The organism is Enterobacter sp. 940_PEND (genome assembly GCF_001059415.1).
Taxonomy (GTDB): domain Bacteria; phylum Pseudomonadota; class Gammaproteobacteria; order Enterobacterales; family Enterobacteriaceae; genus Enterobacter; species Enterobacter cloacae_M.
In genome coordinates this window covers 23,068-40,130 of record NZ_JUMS01000113.1, presented here as the reverse complement: position 1 = coordinate 40,130, position 17,063 = coordinate 23,068, and the positions used below count along the sequence as shown (strand labels likewise).

At 56.1% G+C, this 17,063-nt stretch carries 20 protein-coding genes and 1 pseudogene; 18 read left to right on the top strand and 3 right to left on the bottom strand.

The window, feature by feature from the left end:
* Nucleotides 1–203 precede the first annotated feature (203 nt).
* The 4 genes from fliD to amyA are packed head-to-tail and all read left to right on the top strand — an operon-like array spanning nucleotide 204 to nucleotide 3,973.
* A complete protein-coding gene (gene fliD / locus ADJ24_RS15930; protein ID WP_023312295.1) occupies nucleotides 204–1,628 on the top strand; it encodes a flagellar filament capping protein FliD in 1,425 nt (474 codons plus the stop codon).
* A gap of 21 nt (nucleotides 1,629–1,649) precedes the next feature.
* Complete coding sequence (gene fliS, locus ADJ24_RS15925; RefSeq protein WP_023312296.1) at nucleotides 1,650–2,054, top strand: flagellar export chaperone FliS; 405 nt, start codon at nucleotides 1,650–1,652, stop codon at nucleotides 2,052–2,054.
* 5 nt (nucleotides 2,055–2,059) lie between these two features.
* Nucleotides 2,060–2,434, top strand: coding sequence for a flagella biosynthesis regulatory protein FliT (fliT, locus tag ADJ24_RS15920; RefSeq protein ID WP_023312297.1), 375 nt, complete (start codon nucleotides 2,060–2,062; stop codon nucleotides 2,432–2,434).
* A gap of 51 nt (nucleotides 2,435–2,485) precedes the next feature.
* The gene (amyA, locus tag ADJ24_RS15915) at nucleotides 2,486–3,973 is read left to right on the top strand and encodes an alpha-amylase (RefSeq protein WP_032668508.1); all 1,488 of its coding nucleotides are present in this window, start codon (nucleotides 2,486–2,488) and stop codon (nucleotides 3,971–3,973) included.
* Between the two features lie 138 nt (nucleotides 3,974–4,111).
* Here amyA and yedD read toward each other — a convergent pair whose 3' ends face one another.
* Nucleotides 4,112–4,525 (bottom strand): lipoprotein YedD, encoded by a 414-nt coding sequence (yedD, locus tag ADJ24_RS15910; RefSeq protein WP_023312299.1) that lies wholly within the window; start codon nucleotides 4,523–4,525, stop codon nucleotides 4,112–4,114.
* 74 nt (nucleotides 4,526–4,599) lie between these two features.
* The gene (fliE, locus tag ADJ24_RS15905; RefSeq protein WP_008500329.1) at nucleotides 4,600–4,914 is read right to left on the bottom strand and encodes a flagellar hook-basal body complex protein FliE; all 315 of its coding nucleotides are present in this window, start codon (nucleotides 4,912–4,914) and stop codon (nucleotides 4,600–4,602) included.
* Between the two features lie 228 nt (nucleotides 4,915–5,142).
* Here fliE and fliF point away from each other — a divergent pair, with 228 nt between their 5' ends.
* The 14 genes and pseudogenes from fliF (at nucleotide 5,143) to rcsA (ending at nucleotide 16,677) form a co-directional block, all read left to right on the top strand.
* Nucleotides 5,143–6,822: a flagellar basal-body MS-ring/collar protein FliF gene (fliF, locus tag ADJ24_RS15900; RefSeq protein WP_023312300.1), complete on the top strand. Its 1,680-nt coding sequence runs from the start codon at nucleotides 5,143–5,145 to the stop codon at nucleotides 6,820–6,822.
* A complete protein-coding gene (gene fliG, locus ADJ24_RS15895) occupies nucleotides 6,815–7,813 on the top strand; it encodes a flagellar motor switch protein FliG (protein WP_023312301.1) in 999 nt (332 codons plus the stop codon). Before fliF ends, fliG begins: the two co-directional genes overlap by 8 nt.
* Nucleotides 7,806–8,513 carry a flagellar assembly protein FliH gene (gene fliH / locus ADJ24_RS15890; protein ID WP_023312302.1) on the top strand — a complete coding sequence of 236 codons (708 nt, stop codon included), beginning with the start codon at nucleotides 7,806–7,808 and terminating at the stop codon, nucleotides 8,511–8,513. Before fliG ends, fliH begins: the two co-directional genes overlap by 8 nt.
* Nucleotides 8,513–9,883: a flagellar protein export ATPase FliI gene (gene fliI, locus ADJ24_RS15885; RefSeq protein WP_023312303.1), complete on the top strand. Its 1,371-nt coding sequence runs from the start codon at nucleotides 8,513–8,515 to the stop codon at nucleotides 9,881–9,883. Before fliH ends, fliI begins: the two co-directional genes overlap by 1 nt.
* Nucleotides 9,884–9,904: 21 nt before the next feature.
* Nucleotides 9,905–10,348: a flagellar export protein FliJ gene (fliJ, locus tag ADJ24_RS15880; RefSeq protein ID WP_023312304.1), complete on the top strand. Its 444-nt coding sequence runs from the start codon at nucleotides 9,905–9,907 to the stop codon at nucleotides 10,346–10,348.
* The gene (gene fliK / locus ADJ24_RS15875; protein ID WP_048702933.1) at nucleotides 10,345–11,577 is read left to right on the top strand and encodes a flagellar hook length control protein FliK; all 1,233 of its coding nucleotides are present in this window, start codon (nucleotides 10,345–10,347) and stop codon (nucleotides 11,575–11,577) included. The genes fliJ and fliK overlap by 4 nt, the downstream gene beginning before the upstream one ends.
* Nucleotides 11,578–11,683: 106 nt before the next feature.
* Nucleotides 11,684–12,154, top strand: a complete 471-nt coding sequence (gene fliL / locus ADJ24_RS15870) for a flagellar basal body-associated protein FliL (RefSeq protein WP_023312306.1) — start codon at nucleotides 11,684–11,686, stop codon at nucleotides 12,152–12,154.
* A gap of 4 nt (nucleotides 12,155–12,158) precedes the next feature.
* Complete coding sequence (fliM, locus tag ADJ24_RS15865) at nucleotides 12,159–13,163, top strand: flagellar motor switch protein FliM (protein ID WP_023312307.1); 1,005 nt, start codon at nucleotides 12,159–12,161, stop codon at nucleotides 13,161–13,163.
* Nucleotides 13,160–13,573: a flagellar motor switch protein FliN gene (gene fliN / locus ADJ24_RS15860; RefSeq protein WP_023312308.1), complete on the top strand. Its 414-nt coding sequence runs from the start codon at nucleotides 13,160–13,162 to the stop codon at nucleotides 13,571–13,573. Before fliM ends, fliN begins: the two co-directional genes overlap by 4 nt.
* A 2-nt stretch (nucleotides 13,574–13,575) precedes the next feature.
* The gene (fliO, locus tag ADJ24_RS15855; RefSeq protein ID WP_023312309.1) at nucleotides 13,576–13,950 is read left to right on the top strand and encodes a flagellar biosynthetic protein FliO; all 375 of its coding nucleotides are present in this window, start codon (nucleotides 13,576–13,578) and stop codon (nucleotides 13,948–13,950) included.
* Nucleotides 13,950–14,687, top strand: a complete 738-nt coding sequence (gene fliP / locus ADJ24_RS15850) for a flagellar type III secretion system pore protein FliP (protein ID WP_008500316.1) — start codon at nucleotides 13,950–13,952, stop codon at nucleotides 14,685–14,687. Before fliO ends, fliP begins: the two co-directional genes overlap by 1 nt.
* A gap of 9 nt (nucleotides 14,688–14,696) precedes the next feature.
* Complete coding sequence (gene fliQ, locus ADJ24_RS15845) at nucleotides 14,697–14,966, top strand: flagellar biosynthesis protein FliQ (RefSeq protein ID WP_008500315.1); 270 nt, start codon at nucleotides 14,697–14,699, stop codon at nucleotides 14,964–14,966.
* 7 nt (nucleotides 14,967–14,973) lie between these two features.
* Nucleotides 14,974–15,766 (top strand): annotated as a pseudogene (gene fliR, locus ADJ24_RS15840) (flagellar biosynthetic protein FliR); the annotation flags it as partial.
* Between the two features lie 287 nt (nucleotides 15,767–16,053).
* Complete coding sequence (gene rcsA / locus ADJ24_RS15835; RefSeq protein ID WP_023312311.1) at nucleotides 16,054–16,677, top strand: transcriptional regulator RcsA; 624 nt, start codon at nucleotides 16,054–16,056, stop codon at nucleotides 16,675–16,677.
* A gap of 101 nt (nucleotides 16,678–16,778) precedes the next feature.
* Here the strand turns inward: rcsA and dsrB are convergent, their stop codons facing one another.
* Nucleotides 16,779–16,967 (bottom strand): protein DsrB, encoded by a 189-nt coding sequence (gene dsrB / locus ADJ24_RS25365; RefSeq protein WP_023312312.1) that lies wholly within the window; start codon nucleotides 16,965–16,967, stop codon nucleotides 16,779–16,781.
* Between the last annotated feature and the right edge of the window lie 96 nt (nucleotides 16,968–17,063).

Sequence of the window (17,063 nt, the reverse complement as noted above, 5' to 3'; positions counted from 1 at the left end):
TTTAACGCTCAAAGAGATGACAAAAAAGGCACACACTTTTTCATGTTTTCAATGCGCTGATAATGACACTAAAGTGCAATCCTTTCATTTACCCCGCCAGGACGCGTCTATTCTTTGGATTATTTTTTTCTCACGATCGTAAACTTTTACTTTAAGAGGCCGATAAGAGTCCTGAACTACTTTCGTATTTAAGGAAAATATGCATGGCTACTATCAGTAACCTCGGGATAGGTTCTGCAGGACTCGGGGATTTATATAATCAGTTGGAAGCGGCAGAGAAAACCAAGCTGACGACGATTACTTCCCAGCAATCAACGTATAACGCACAGTTAAGCGCTTACGGCAAACTGCAGAGCGCCATGACATCGCTGCAGACTGCCACGGCTGCACTGGGTAAAGCAACCACCTGGAACTCAACGTCCGTTAGCAGCACCAACACGGCCTTTACCGCCACGACAACGGCTGACGCGTCCGTGGGTTCCTTTGTTGTCAACGTTAACCAGGTTGCAAAGGCGCAGGCACTCACTACCGGCTCTTATGCAAACAACACGGATCTGCTGGGCGATACGACAGGTACAACGCGTAAAATCACCATCACCCAGCCGGGCACGAAAACGCCTTTAGAGGTCACCCTGGCGGATGGCGATACGTCGCTGGCCGGCATCGCGAGCGCCATTAATAAAGCGAACGGCAACGTCACCGCCAGCGTCATTAAAGCGAAAGACGGTGATTACCGCCTGATGCTGTCATCCAAAACCACCGGTACGGATGGTGCGATGACGGTAAGCGTTACCGGCGACGCCAAGCTGCAAAGCGCCATTGGTTATGATTCAACCACCAAAACGGGCGCGCTGACGGTCAACACCGACGCGCAGAACGCGATTGTGGTGGTGAACAACATCTCCATCGAGCGCCAGTCGAATACCATTACCGATGCGCTGCCTGGGGTGACCTTCTCGGTGAAGGCCGAGAGCAAAGCCGATGAAACTCTTGAGGTTTCACGCGCAACGGATGCGAACCAGAAGGCGATCACCGACTGGGTCACGGCGTATAACTCGCTGCAGTCCACCATTAACAGCCTGACGAAGTATGTTCCGGTTGATGCAGGCGCCGGCAGCCAGTCTACCAGCAACGGTGCGCTGGTCGGTGATGCGAACGTGCGCGGGGTTCAGTCCCAGCTGCGCGGCCTGCTGACCGAAGTGCAGACCGGCTCCATTCAGATCATGGCCCAGCTGGGGATCACCCAGGACCCGGTGAAAGGCTCGGACGGTACCGTCGGTAACCTGAAAGTCGATACCGATAAGCTGAAAAAAGCGCTGACCGACAACCCGAACGCCGTACAGCAGTATTTTGTCGGTGACGGAAAGAAAACCGGTATGGCCACTCAGATGAACAACACGCTGATCACTATGCTCAGCACCAGTACCGGCAGCGCCGGGGTGATCCAGAACGCGAAAGACGGGATCAACAAAACGCTGAAAACGCTGGGCGAACGTTACGATGCCATGGATGCTCAAATTGAAGCCACCATGGCGCGTTACAAAACCCAGTTCACCAGTCTGGACGTATTAGTCACCAAAATGACCAGTACAGCCAACTACCTGACCCAACAGTTCTCACAAAAGTAGTCGTAGCCTTCAGGAGTGGATATGTATAAGACCTCTGGTGTTCAATCCTATCAGCAGATAGGAGTAGAAAGCGCAGTCATGAATGCCAGTCCACACCAGCTGATTGTCATGTTGTTCGACGGGGCGCATAGCGCCCTTGTTCGCGCGCGTTTGTTCATGGAAGCCGGACAAATTCGCGAGAAAGGCGAAGCCTTATCCAAAGCCATCAACATCATCGACAACGGTTTGAAAGCAGGACTGAACATGGAGGTTGAGAGCGAATTGTCCGGTAATCTTGCCTCCTTGTACGAATATATGGTTCGACGTTTGTTGCTGGCGAATGTCAGTAACGACGTAGACGCAATTGTTGAAGTCGAGGGTTTATTAAACAACATTGCGGATGCGTGGAAGCAAATCGGCCCCAATGCGTCCTCTATTTCAGGATAATTTTGATGAATAATCCCAGCGCAGCGCTTAGCCACTGGCAGGCGCTACATGCTCAGAGCATTGCTATGCTAAATCTCGCACATTCTGGTCAATGGGATGCGCTTATCGAGCAGGAAATGCATTACGTTCAACTGGTGGAAAAGATTTCTCAAACGCCCATCATGTCATGCCCTCCGGCTCAGGTTGAGCAAGCGCGTGCGCTGCTGGAAATGATCCTTGAAAATGAGAATGCGCTAAAGGCACTGCTGAAAGTCCGCATGGACGAACTGCGCAATCTGATTGATCAAACCGGTAAACAGCAATCCATCACGTCTACCTATGGAAAGCTGTCAGGGAATATTCTTTATCCAGAAAGTTTTACCCGCGACACACAACTATGATTTCTTCATCCATACTCCAGAAGTCTGCCAATGGCTTCTGGAGCAAGGATGATGAAAAACCCCACCCTGTTACAATGTTTTCACTGGTACTACCCTGCTGGCGGTGAATTGTGGCGAGAGGTCACGGCGTTAGCTCCCAATCTTAACGAAATCGGCATCAACATGATCTGGCTGCCGCCCGCCTGTAAAGGGGCATCCGGCGGGTATTCTGTCGGCTATGACACCTATGACCTGTTCGATCTTGGCGAGTTTGACCAGAAAGGCAGTATCGCCACGAAATACGGCGACAAGACGCAGCTGCTGGAGGCCATTGATGCCCTCAAAAGTAACGACATTGCCGTACTGCTGGACGTGGTGGTCAACCACAAAATGGGCGCCGATGAAAAAGAGCCCGTGCGCGTTCAGCGCGTGAACGAACAGGACCGCACGCAAATCGATGACGAGGTCATTGAATGCGAAGCCTGGACTCGCTACACCTTCCCTGTCCGGGCCGGGCAGTACTCACAGTTTATCTGGGACTACAAATGCTTCAGCGGCGTCGACCATATTGAAAACCCCGATGAAGACGGCATCTTTAAAATCGTCAACGACTACACCGGCGAAGGCTGGAACGATCAGGTTGATGATGAGATGGGCAACTTCGATTACCTGATGGGCGAAAATATCGACTTTCGCAATCACGCCGTGACCGAGGAGATCAAATACTGGGCACGCTGGGTCATGGAACAGACGGACTGCGACGGTTTTCGTCTGGACGCCGTCAAGCATATTCCCGCCTGGTTTTACAAAGAGTGGATTGAGCACGTCCAGGAAGTCGCCGACCAGCCGCTGTTTATCGTGGCGGAATACTGGTCCCATGAGGTGGATAAACTTCAGGCCTATATTGACCAGGTCGAAGGCAAAACCATGCTGTTTGATGCCCCTCTGCAGATGAAATTCCACGAGGCGTCACGTCAGGGCCGGGATTACGACATGAGCCAAATCTTCACCGGCACCCTGGTAGAAGCCGATCCGTTTCATGCGGTCACCCTCGTCGCGAACCATGACACCCAGCCTTTGCAGGCGCTTGAAGCACCGGTCGAAGCCTGGTTTAAACCGCTGGCGTACGCGCTGATCCTGCTGCGGGAAAATGGCGTGCCGAGCGTCTTTTATCCGGATCTCTTCGGCGCCAGCTATGACGACGCGGGAGGAGACGGTGAAACGTACCATATTGATATGCCGGTGATTGAGCAGCTTCACGAGCTGATCCTCGCACGCCAGCGTTTTGCCCACGGCGTGCAGACGCTGTTTTTCGACCATCCAAACTGCATCGCCTTCAGCCGCAGCGGTACGGAAGACGATCCCGGCTGCGTGGTGGTGATGTCGAACGGGGATGATGGTGAAAAAGTGATTTGTCTTGGGGAAAACTACGGCAACAAAACGTGGCGGGATTTTCTCGGCAATCGCGAAGAAACCATCACCACGGCGGCGGATGGCGAAGGGACGTTTACCTGTAATGGGGGAAGCGTCAGCGTTTGGGTGATAGAGGATGCGTTGTAGTACTGGCAAAGTGCGGCCTGATGCCCTCACCCCGTCCCTCTCCCACGGGGAGAGGGCGCATACACCAAAAACGGCAACGAGGTTGCCGTTTTGCTTTTAACCGCAGGGTAAACGTCAGCGCCACCCGGCAACAAACGGCTACGGTAGTTTACTCTCGAGCGGATTCTTGCTCAGGTAATCGGCACACTCAACCGTTGGGCGGTCGACCTTCTGCAGCTCCAGCCCGTCATACTCAAGCGTCGAGCCATCGCGCTCCAGCGGATAGATATCCAGCTTACGCGTCACGTTGTAATAACTGTCTGAACGCAGCATGATTTTACCCGGCACGGCAATCACGCGCTGCCACTGACGGCAGTCCAGCGTATCGCCCTCTTCCGTCACCACCAGCGTGGCAATCGCCTTCGGGCTGACCATGTTGCTTTGCGGCCCTTTCGACTGCCAGTATCCCGCCAGATGCGCCGGGACAGGATGCTTGATCACGTCGTTATAGTTATCGACCTGAACGCACCCGGTCAGTGCCAACAGCGCGCCAGCAATTGCTATTTTTTTCATCATCTTTCCTGCATTCGAAGAAAAAAATATTGTGGCATTAAAGCGCTGCGGCTGCCAGCGAAGATCGACAGGCCTTAAACCTGCATCCCCATGACTTCCTGATACGCAGACACCAGCTTGTTACGCACCTGGATCCCCATCTGCAGGGAAACCGAGGCTTTTTGCAAATCGGTCATCACATCATTCAGCGCCACGCCCGGCTCACCGAGGGTGAACTTTTCGGCCTGAGTGCGCGCGGCGGTCTGGGTATCACTGATACGGTCAAGAGCGGCATGCAGTTGCCCCGCGAAGCTGATGCTCGGCTGCTGATCTGCCACATTCTGATTACGGGCCGTCATCGCCGTTGCCTGCAACTGACTGATTACCCCTTCAATGCCCTGTATAGCCATGACTCTCCCCTGGATGGTTTTTTACGCGGTCAAGACTAACAGCTTGTCAATAAGATAATGGCGGTAAATAGCATGAAAAAACCAGGTTATTTGACGCATAGAAAATCACGAATCATCAAATAATGGCAGGGCCATCAATATGGAACTTTTGTCGTGTTTGCCGACCCGGGAGTCAGTTTTGTTTCTCTACACGAATAACGTAAACCACCAGGATTTAAGAGGTGCGCAATGAGTGCAACAGCATCGACAGCGCCGCAGAATAAATCACTCGAGTGGATGAACCGCCTTCGCGCGAATCCTAAAATCCCGTTGATCGTGGCAGGCGCTGCCGCAATTGCGATCCTTGTAGCGATGGTCCTGTGGGCGAAAAGCCCTGATTACCGGACGCTCTACAGCAACCTTTCCGATCAGGATGGCGGCGCCATCGTCACCCAGCTTACCCAGATGAACATCCCTTATCGCTTTGCCGATAATGGCGGTGCGCTGGAGGTCCCGGCTGATAAGGTGCACGAACTGCGTCTGCGTCTGGCTCAGCAGGGGCTGCCGAAAGGCGGCGCGGTGGGCTTTGAGCTGCTGGATCAGGAAAAATTCGGTATCAGCCAGTTCAGCGAGCAGGTGAACTACCAGCGTGCGCTGGAAGGTGAACTGGCCCGCACCATTGAAACATTAGGCCCGGTGAAGAGTGCCCGCGTGCACCTGGCGATGCCTAAACCTTCTTTATTTGTCCGTGAACAGAAATCACCTTCAGCTTCCGTTACCGTGAACCTTGAGCCTGGCCGCGCGCTGGACGAAGGGCAAATCAGCGCGGTGACGCACCTCGTCTCCAGCGCCGTCGCCGGTCTGCCGCCGGGTAACGTGACGCTGGTCGACCAAAGCGGTCACCTGCTGACGCAGTCCAATACCGCCGGTCGCGATCTGAATGACGCGCAGCTGAAGTATGCCGCCGATGTCGAAAACCGTCTCCAGCGCCGTATTGAAGCCATCCTCGGCCCGGTGGTGGGTAACAGCAACGTGCACGCGCAGGTTACCGCGCAGATCGACTTCGCGAATAAAGAACAAACTGAAGAGCAGTACAGCCCGAACGGCGATCCGGCTCAGGCGGTGATGCGTTCACGCCAGATCAATTCGAACGAACAGGTCGGCGGTGCCTACCCGGGCGGCGTGCCGGGCGCGCTGTCTAACCAGCCTGCCCCGGCTAACGCGGCGCCGATCTCTACGCCGCCGGCCAATCAGCAGAACGGTCAGCAGACTAACCAGCAGACCACCTCAACGGCGAATAACAGCGGCCCACGAAACACCAGCCGTAATGAAACCACGAACTACGAAGTGGATAGAACGATTCGCCACACTAAACTGAACGTGGGCGATATTCAGCGTCTTTCCGTTGCGGTAGTGGTGAACTACAAAACGCTGGCGGACGGCAAACCGCTGCCGTTGACCGCCGAGCAGATGAAGCAGATTGAAAACCTGACCCGTGAAGCGATGGGTTACTCCGAGAAGCGCGGCGATACCCTCAACGTGGTGAACTCACCGTTCAACTCGGTTGATGAGACCGGCGGTGAACTGCCGTTCTGGCAACAGCAGGCGTTTATCGACCAGCTGATGTCCGCAGGACGCTGGCTGCTGGTGCTGATTGTCGCATGGCTGCTGTGGCGTAAGGGCGTTCGTCCGCAGCTCCAGCGCCGTGCTGAAGCCGAAAAAGCGGCTCGCGAGCAGATGAATGCGCGCCAGGAAACGGAAGAAGCGGTTGAAGTGCGCCTCAGCAAAGATGAACAGTTGCAGCAGCGTCGTGCTAACCAGCGCATGGGCGCTGAGGTGATGAGCCAGCGCATTCGCGAAATGTCAGATAACGATCCGCGCGTCGTGGCGCTGGTCATCCGCCAGTGGATGGGTAACGAACATGAGTAATACGCTTACGGGCACCGATAAAAGCGTCATCCTGCTGATGACCATTGGCGAAGATCGTGCGGCAGAGGTGTTTAAACACCTCTCCCAGCGAGAAGTGCAAATTCTCAGTGCGGCCATGGCCAACGTGCGTCAGATCTCCAACAAGCAGCTGACCGAAGTGCTGGCAGAGTTTGAACAGGAAGCCGAACAGTTTGCCGCGCTGAACATCAACGCCAACGACTACCTGCGCTCCGTGCTGGTCAAGGCGCTGGGCGAAGAGCGTGCCTCCAGCCTGCTGGAAGACATTCTGGAAACGCGCGATACCGCCAGCGGTATCGAAACGCTTAACTTTATGGAGCCGCAGAGTGCCGCCGACCTTATCCGCGACGAGCACCCGCAGATTATCGCCACCATCCTTGTCCACCTCAAACGTGGTCAGGCGGCCGATATTCTGGCGCTGTTCGAAGAACGCCTGCGTCACGATGTGATGCTGCGTATCGCGACCTTCGGCGGCGTCCAGCCGGCCGCGCTGGCGGAGCTGACCGAAGTGCTGAACAACCTGCTCGACGGTCAGAACCTCAAGCGCAGCAAAATGGGCGGCGTGAGAACGGCGGCGGAAATCATCAACCTGATGAAAACGCAGCAGGAAGAGGCCGTCATTACGGCGGTTCGCGAATTCGACGGCGAGCTGGCACAGAAAATCATCGACGAGATGTTCCTGTTCGAAAACCTTGTCGAAGTGGACGACCGCAGCATCCAGCGCCTGCTCCAGGAAGTGGATTCCGAGTCGCTGCTTATCGCCCTCAAAGGCGCCGAGCAGCCGCTGCGCGAGAAGTTCCTGCGCAACATGTCTCAGCGTGCGGCCGATATCCTGCGCGACGACCTTGCCAACCGCGGCCCGGTTCGTCTGTCTCAGGTGGAAAACGAACAGAAAGCCATTCTGCTTATTGTTCGTCGTCTGGCGGAAACCGGCGAGATGGTGATTGGCAGCGGAGACGACACCTATGTCTAATGAGCTGCCCTGGAAGCGCTGGACGCCGGACGATCTGGCGCCTCCCCTCTCCGAGTTCACGCCGGCCGTCATCGCAACCGAAGAGCTTGACCCGGACGTCGAGCAGCCCGAGCTGACCGAAGAGGAGCAGCAGGCCCAGATGCTGGCGCAGCTGCAAATGCAGGCGCACGAGCAGGGCTATAACGCCGGTCTGAACGAAGGCCGCCAGAAAGGCCACGAGCAGGGGTATCAGGAAGGTCTGGCGAAAGGGTTAGAGCACGGTATCGATCAGGCGCGCCAGCAGCAGGCGCCGATCCATGCCCGCATGCAGCAGCTGGTCAGCGAGTTTCAGCACACCCTGGACGCGCTGGACAGCGTGATTGCCTCGCGACTGATGCAGATGGCGCTGGAAGCCGCGCGTCAGGTCATCGGCCAGACGCCCGTGGTGGATAACACCGCGCTTATCAAACAAATTCAGGGTCTGCTTCAGCAGGAGCCGCTGTTCAGCGGGAAACCTCAGCTGCGCGTCCATCCGGACGACCTGCAGCGCGTTGAAGAAAGCCTGGGCGCGACGCTTAACCTGCACGGCTGGCGCCTGCGCGGCGACCCGTCGCTACATCATGGCGGCTGCAAAGTCTCTGCCGATGAAGGCGATCTGGATGCCAGCGTCGCCACCCGCTGGCAGGAACTGTGCCGCCTGGCGGCACCGGGAGTCGTCTGATGACCGCGCGCCTCACCCGCTGGCTCACCACGCTCGACAACTTTGAGACGAAGATGGCGCTACTGCCATCCGTTCGTCGTTATGGGCGACTGACGCGCGCCACCGGCCTGGTTCTCGAAGCCACCGGTCTGCAGCTTCCGCTGGGCGCGACCTGCGTCATTGAGCGTCAGGATGGTCTGGAAACGCGTGAAGTTGAAAGCGAGGTGGTCGGGTTTAACGGCCAGCGCCTGTTCCTGATGCCGCTTGAAGAGGTGGAAGGCATTCTGCCCGGCGCGCGCGTGTATGCCAAAAATATTTCTGGCGACGGGCTGCAAAGCGGGAAACAGCTGCCGCTTGGCCCTGCCCTGCTGGGCCGCGTGCTGGACGGCAGCGGGAAACCGCTCGACGGACTGCCCTCCCCGGACACCACCGAAACCGGCGCGCTGATCACCCAGCCGTTCAACCCCCTGCAGCGTACCCCTATCGAGCATGTGCTGGACACCGGCGTGCGCCCGATTAACGCCCTGCTGACCGTGGGACGTGGACAGCGTATGGGCCTGTTCGCCGGCTCAGGCGTAGGCAAATCCGTCCTGCTCGGCATGATGGCGCGCTATACCCAGGCCGACGTGATCGTCGTGGGGCTGATCGGCGAACGTGGTCGTGAAGTAAAAGACTTTATTGAAAACATTCTGGGTGCGGAAGGCCGCGCCCGCTCGGTGGTGATCGCCGCACCGGCAGACGTGTCGCCGCTGCTGCGCATGCAGGGTGCCGCGTATGCCACCCGTATCGCCGAAGATTTTCGAGACCGCGGCAAGCACGTGCTGCTGATCATGGATTCCCTGACCCGTTACGCGATGGCGCAGCGTGAAATCGCGCTGGCCATCGGTGAGCCACCGGCGACCAAAGGCTACCCGCCTTCGGTCTTCGCCAAGCTCCCTGCGCTGGTGGAACGCGCGGGGAACGGCATCAGCGGCGGCGGCTCCATCACCGCGTTCTATACGGTACTGACGGAAGGCGATGACCAGCAGGACCCGATTGCCGACTCCGCGCGCGCGATCCTTGACGGTCATATTGTGCTGTCGCGTCGTCTGGCCGAAGCCGGACACTATCCGGCCATCGATATTGAAGCCTCTATCAGCCGCGCAATGACGGCGCTGATAACCGAGAAGCACTACGCCCGCGTGCGTAACTTCAAACAACTGCTTTCCAGCTTCCAGCGCAACCGCGATCTGGTCAGCGTGGGGGCGTATGCCAAAGGCAGCGACCCGATGCTCGACAAGGCGATTAGCCTGTGGCCACAGCTGGAGGCATTTTTGCAACAAGGCATTTTTGAACGCGCCGACTGGGAAGATTCAATTCAGGCACTGGAGCTGATTTTCCCGCAGGTGTAACACAGGTGGAGGGCGAAGGTCATGGCGCAAAACAGCGCGTTATCAACGCTGAAAGATCTGGCTGAAAAAGAAGTTGATGATGCCGCATTGCAGCTAGGCGCAATGCGACGCGGGTGCCAGCAGGCTGAAGAACAGTTGAAGATGTTGATCGACTATCAGCATGAATATCGCACCAACCTCAATACCGATATGACACAGGGCATTGGCAGCCAGCGCTGGATTAACTATCAGCAGTTTATCCAGACGCTGGAGAAGGCGATAGATCAGCATCGCCAGCAGCTTAACCAGTGGACCCAGAAAGTCGATACCGCGCTCAATTTCTGGCGCGAGAAGAAGCAGCGGCTGCAGGCCTGGCAGACTTTACAGGACCGACAGATCGCGGCAACGACCCTGGCGGAAAACCGTCTGGATCAGAAGAAAATGGATGAGTTTGCCCAGCGCGCATCAATGAGGAAACCGGAATGATCACACTGCAACAACTGCTGATGAGCGACAGCGACCTGTCAGGCGGCACGCAAACGGGGAAAGGCGCCGACGGTGCACAGGACTTTCTCTCTCTGCTGGCGGGCGCCCTCTCGGACGCAACGGGCAAGGGCAAAGATGCGCCGCTAACCCTGGCCGATTTGAAAGCCGCCGGCAGTAAGCTGTCGAAAGTGGCTCAGGACGCCAAAGGGGATACCACCCTGCAGGCCAAAATTGCCGACCTGCTCTCGCGCCAGCCCGCGCTGAACGGCGATGAAACGTCGCCCGTCACGTCGCTTGATACGCTGGTTTCCGGGCTGGTGCCGCTGTCTAAGGGCGACGCGCTGAAGACGCTCAATGCGGCAAACGGCAAAGATGACGGTAAGAGCGACCTGAGCGAAGAAGAGCTGGCCGGATTAAGCGCGCTGATGGCGATGCTGCCGCACCAGCAGCAAACTACCGCCTCTCGCGTGGCAGGCAACGAGAGCGTATCCGCCACCTCAACGCTGAATTCCGCGACGCTTTCGCAAAACGGCGCGGGCCAACTGTCCCTGAACGCGCCTCCGGGTAGCCATGATAAAGCGCAGAGTTCTGCGCCTTATCAGAGCCAGGTGAAAAATAACGAGCCGGCCATGCAGGGCAACGCGCCTGTTACACCGGCCGTGGCCGCGGCGACAGAGAAGCAGGAGCTCGCCAGTTCGTCCTCTTCATCATCACCAACGGCCACTCTGGCACCGATTATGTCCAGCCATGCGACCAGTCAGGCGGCCGCCACCGTCGCCCCCGCGCCGGTGTTAAGCCAGCCTCTGGGTACCCACGAATGGCAGCAGTCCCTGAGCCAGCATATCACCCTGTTCACCAAACAGGGCCAGCAGACGGCAGAGCTGCGCCTGCACCCGGAAGATCTGGGTCAGGTGCAAATTTCGCTTAAGCTGGATGACAATCAGGCCCAGCTGCAGATGGTCTCTTCACACAGCCACGTTCGTGCGGCGCTGGAAGCCGCGCTGCCGGTACTGCGGACCTCGCTGGCGGAAAACGGCATTCAGCTTGCGCAGAGCAGCGTCAGCAGCGAGAGCTTTGCCGGGCAGCAGCAGTCCTCATCCCAGCAGCATCAGGCTTCGCGTTCCGGCAACAACGGCGGTTTTACTGAAGAGAGCGATGAGTTGCTGCCTGTCCCTGCCGCCCTGCAGTCCGCAGCGCGCGGTAACAGTGCCGTAGACATCTTCGCCTAAACGCCAGAGGTAGCGTGATTATCCCCGTCTTTTCCACGCTTTGACGACAGCAGGACACGGGATAATCACCTTATTAAGCTGTACCGAAACAGGAAGCTCGTATCAGATGACTGACTCCGCTATCACCAAAAAAAGTAAGCGTTCCATCTGGATCCCGCTGCTGGTGTTGATCACGCTCGCCGCCTGCGCTACCGCGGGCTATAGTTACTGGCGTATGCAGCAGGAACCGACCACCGCTGCAGCCAAAGCTGAAGCACCTCCTCCGCCGGCTCCAGTGTTCTTCCCGCTGGATACCTTCACCGTCAATCTGGGTGATGCGGATCGCGTGCTTTACGTTGGCATTACGCTGCGCCTGAAAGATGAAGCCACCCGTTCACGTCTGAACGATTACCTTCCTGAAGTGCGCAGCCGCCTTCTGCTGCTGTTCTCTCGTCAGGACGCTTCGGCGCTGGCTACCGATGTGGGTAAGCAAAAGCTGGTCGACGCCATTAAACAAACGCTGGCGACCCCGCTGGTAAACGGCCAACCTAAGCAGGAAGTCACTGACGTTCTGTATACAGCATTCATTCTGCGGTAACGACATGGGCGACAGTATTCTTTCTCAGGCAGAAATCGATGCGCTGCTCAACGGCGACAGCGATAACAATGATGATCCGCAACCGGGTATTGGCGGCGATAGCGATATTCGTCCCTATGACCCGAATACCCAGCGTCGCGTGGTACGTGAACGTCTGCAGGCGCTGGAGATCATTAACGAACGTTTTGCACGTCAGTTCCGTATGGGGCTGTTTAACCTGCTGCGTCGTAGCCCGGATATTACGGTCGGTGCGATCCGCATTCAGCCGTACCATGAGTTTGCCCGCAACCTGCCGGTGCCGACCAACCTTAACCTGATTCATCTGAAGCCGCTGCGCGGCACCGGCCTGGTGGTGTTTTCGCCAAGCCTGGTGTTCATCGCGGTGGATAACCTGTTCGGCGGCGACGGGCGTTTCCCGACCAAAGTAGAAGGTCGTGAATTCACCCACACCGAACAGCGCGTCATTAACCGCATGCTGAAGCTGGCGCTGGAATCATACAGCGACGCGTGGAAAGCGATTAACCCGCTGGAAGTGGAGTACGTCCGTTCTGAGATGCAGGTGAAATTTACCAATATCACCACCTCCCCGAACGATATCGTCGTTAACACGCCGTTCCACGTGGAGATCGGTAACCTGACCGGCGAGTTCAACATCTGCCTGCCGTTCAGCATGATCGAACCGCTGCGCGAGCTGCTGGTGAACCCGCCGCTGGAGAACTCCCGCAACGAAGACCAGAACTGGCGTGAAAACCTGGTCCGCCAGGTCCAGCATTCGCAGCTTGAGCTGGTGGCGAGCTTCGCCGATATCCCGCTGCGGTTATCTCAGATCCTGAAATTACAACCCGGCGATGTTTTGCCGATAGAAAAACCCGACCGCATTATTGCCCATGTGGATGGTGTCCCCGTGCTGACAAGCCAGTACGGCACGATTAACGGTCAGTATGCGTTACGCGTTGAGCACTTGATCAACCCGATTTTGAATTCGCTGAATGAGGAACAGCCCAAATGAGTGACATGAACAATCCGTCCGATGAGAACAGCGGAGCACTGGACGATCTGTGGGCTGACGCGTTAAACGAGCAAAAAGCACCCCCGGCCAAAAGTGCAGCGGATGCCGTATTCCAGCAGCTCGGCGGCGGTGACGTCAGCGGCACGCTGCAGGATATCGACCTGATTATGGATATCCCGGTTAAGCTGACCGTTGAGCTGGGACGCACCCGCATGACCATCAAAGAACTGCTGCGCCTGACGCAGGGTTCCGTGGTGGCCCTTGACGGTCTGGCCGGCGAGCCGCTGGATATTCTGATCAACGGTTATCTGATTGCCCAGGGTGAAGTGGTGGTGGTTGCCGATAAATACGGCGTACGCATCACCGATATCATCACCCCGTCTGAACGTATGCGTCGTCTGAGCCGTTAAGCATGAAAACCCAGGCAACAATATCACAGCCTTCTGCCGTTCCCGGCTCGCCTCTGCTCCAGGTGAGCGGGGCATTGTTCGGTATTATTGCCTTTATTCTTATCGCCGCATGGCTGGCGAAGCGCTTTGGCCTGGCGGGTAAAACCGCCGGTGCCCGCGGCCTGAAGGTCAGCGCCAGCACCACGCTGGGTCCACGCGAGCGCGTGGTCATCGTCGAGGTAGACGATGCGCGCCTGGTCCTGGGCGTCACGGCCTCAAACATCAGCGTATTACACAAGCTGCCGCCCGCCCCTGTTGTGGTGGACGAGCGCGCAGACGCCCCTGCGGATTTTCAGTCCGTCATGAAGAGTTTGCTTAAGCGTTCCGGGAGATCCTGATGCGCCGTTTGTTATCCCTGACGCTTGCGGGCGTTGGCCTGTTTGCTCCCGCGGTTTATGCACAGCTGCCCGGCCTGGTCTCCACCCCTCTCGCGGGCGGCGGACAAAGCTGGTCGCTTCCGGTGCAGACGCTGGTGTTCATCACCTCGCTGACGTTTATTCCGGCCATCCTGCTGATGATGACCAGCTTCACCCGCATCATCATCGTCTTTGGTCTGCTGCGAAACGCGCTGGGAACCCCTTCCGCCCCGCCAAACCAGGTTCTGCTGGGGCTGGCGCTGTTTTTGACCTTTTTCATTATGTCGCCGGTTATCGACAAGATTTATACCGACGCCTATCAGCCGTTCAGCGAAGACAAAATCTCCATGCAGGAGGCGCTGGATAAAGGCGCCCAGCCGCTGCGAGAGTTTATGCTGCGCCAGACGCGAGAAGCCGACCTGGCCCTCTTTGCCCGCCTGTCCAACACCGGCGAGCTGCAGGGACCGGAAGCGGTGCCAATGCGTATTCTTCTGCCTGCCTATGTCACCAGCGAGCTGAAAACCGCGTTCCAGATCGGCTTTACCATCTTTATTCCGTTCCTGATTATCGACCTGGTGATCGCCAGCGTCCTGATGGCGCTCGGGATGATGATGGTGCCGCCCGCGACCATTGCCCTGCCCTTTAAGATCATGCTCTTTGTACTGGTCGACGGCTGGCAGCTGCTGGTCAGTTCGCTGGCGCAGAGTTTCTACAGTTAAGGAACGGCAATGACACCCGAATCGGTCATGATGATGGGCACGGAAGCGATGAAAATCGCGATTGCCGTTGCCGCGCCCCTGCTGCTTGTTGCGCTGGTTACCGGTCTGATTATCAGTATCCTGCAGGCCGCCACGCAGATTAACGAAATGACGCTGTCGTTCATCCCGAAAATCATCGCCGTGTTCGTGGCGATTATCGTGGCCGGGCCGTGGATGCTGAACCTGTTGCTGGACTATATGCGCAACCTGTTTACCAATCTGCCGTACATCATCGGCTGACCTGACGATGCTGCACTTCACCAGCGACCAGTGGGTTCAGTGGCTCGGCGTCTATTTCTGGCCGATGCTGCGCATCATGGCGCTGATATCCACCGCCCCCATTCTCAGTGAGAAATCGATACCCAAGCGGGTCAAGGTGGGGCTGGGCATCATCATCTCCATTATCGTTGCGCCCTCTCTTCCCCCCGTGGATATTCCGATCTTCTCAGCGAATGCGGTGTGGGTGGCCCTGCAGCAGGTGATGATTGGCGTCGCCGTCGGCTTTACCATGCAGCTCGCCTTTGCCGCGGTGCGTACCGCTGGGGAACTGATCGGCCTGCAGATGGGGCTATCGTTCGCCACGTTTGTCGATCCCGGCAGTCATCTCAACATGCCCGTGCTGGCGCGCATTATCGATCTGCTCGCCATGCTGCTGTTCCTGTCGTTCAACGGCCATCTGTGGCTTATCTCCATGCTGGTAGATACGTTCCATACGCTACCGATTGGCGAAAATCCGGTGAACAGCAACGCTTTTCTCGCGTTTACTCGCGCTGCGGGGCTGATTTTCCTCAACGGGCTGATGCTGGCGCTGCCGATCATCACCCTGCTGCTGACCGTCAACCTGGCGTTAGGTTTACTCAACCGAATGGCGCCGCAGCTTTCAGTGTTTGTCATTGGTTTTCCGCTGACGCTGACGGTTGGGATTTTATTAATGTCATTACTGATGCCACTTATCGCTCCCTTCTGTGAACATTTATTCGGCGAGATATTCAACCTGTTAGCGGATATTGTCAGCGAGCTGCCACGCAAATAATAGCCCTCACTGTTGCTATTGTCTTTCTGAGGATATTCCTAAAATAAAACGCGTAAAACATCTTCCAGGATATATCTGACGCGGTTTAATTGTTTCTAACCATCTCACAATACTTAATATTTACTTTACTTTAAGAAGATTCCTGGCAAATTATACGTAACTTTACGGGATAGTGAGTCCGCCTGAAAGTCTTTGTCATGCTCACAGGTTTATTATTTTTTTCCATCCCGTATGGCTGTTTTGAGCTCTCAGGCAGATGGTGAATTATCGTTACGCATTGAGTGAGGGTATGCCATGTCAACGATCATTATGGATTTATGCAGCTACACCCGGCTAGGGTTAACCGGGTACCTGGCAAGCAGAGGGGTAAGAAAGAGAGACATCAACGATGCACACACCGTTGACGAACTCGCAGCCGCTTGTGAAGAACTAAAACCAGGCGTGGTGTTTATTAATGAGGACTGTTTCATTCACGATCCAGCCAACAGTCAGCACATTAAGCAAATCATTAATCAGCATCCAAAAACCCTGTTTATTGTTTTTATGGCGATCGCGAATATCCATTTCGATGAGTATTTGTTGGTCCGTAAAAATTTATTGATCAGTTCTAAATCGATTAAACCCGAGTCGCTGGATGACATTCTGGGTGATTATTTGAATAAAGAAGTTAAAAATGTAGGAGCGGTTAACTTACCCACCCTATCATTAAGCAGGACTGAATCAAGTATGCTGCGAATGTGGATGGCGGGACAAGGAACTATTCAGATCTCTGACCAGATGAATATTAAAGCGAAAACCGTTTCGTCACACAAAGGAAATATTAAAAGGAAAATTAAAACGCATAATAAGCAAGTGATCTACCACGTGGTACGCCTGACCGATAATGTGACGAACGGGATTTTCGTCAACATGCGTTAGTCGCTTAAGACCTGTGCACCCTACCTTTGATCTCTGGCCTGGCCAGAGATTTTTGCTTCTGGAGAGGTTGTCGGGCACGCGATGTGCTACCCGACGCCGTGCTACTCCGCCTTCTCGACAAAAATACCGTCCGGATGCCCCAGTTCGTTAAAAAACCAGATGCCGAGCGGGTAGTCTTCAAGCGATACCAGGTACATTATGCCTTCGCTAAACTCTTCAATTGCCAGCACCACACCCGGGCGGCGCGGCCCACCGTCCGTTTTAACGGTTACCCGATCGTTGACCTTCATACATTCCTCCTCTGGTTTTGAGCCAGTGTAGAACAAAACGCAAAAACGCACATCGCCGCCCGGTGTGAATGGCGTTTTTATGCACAGTCTATACTT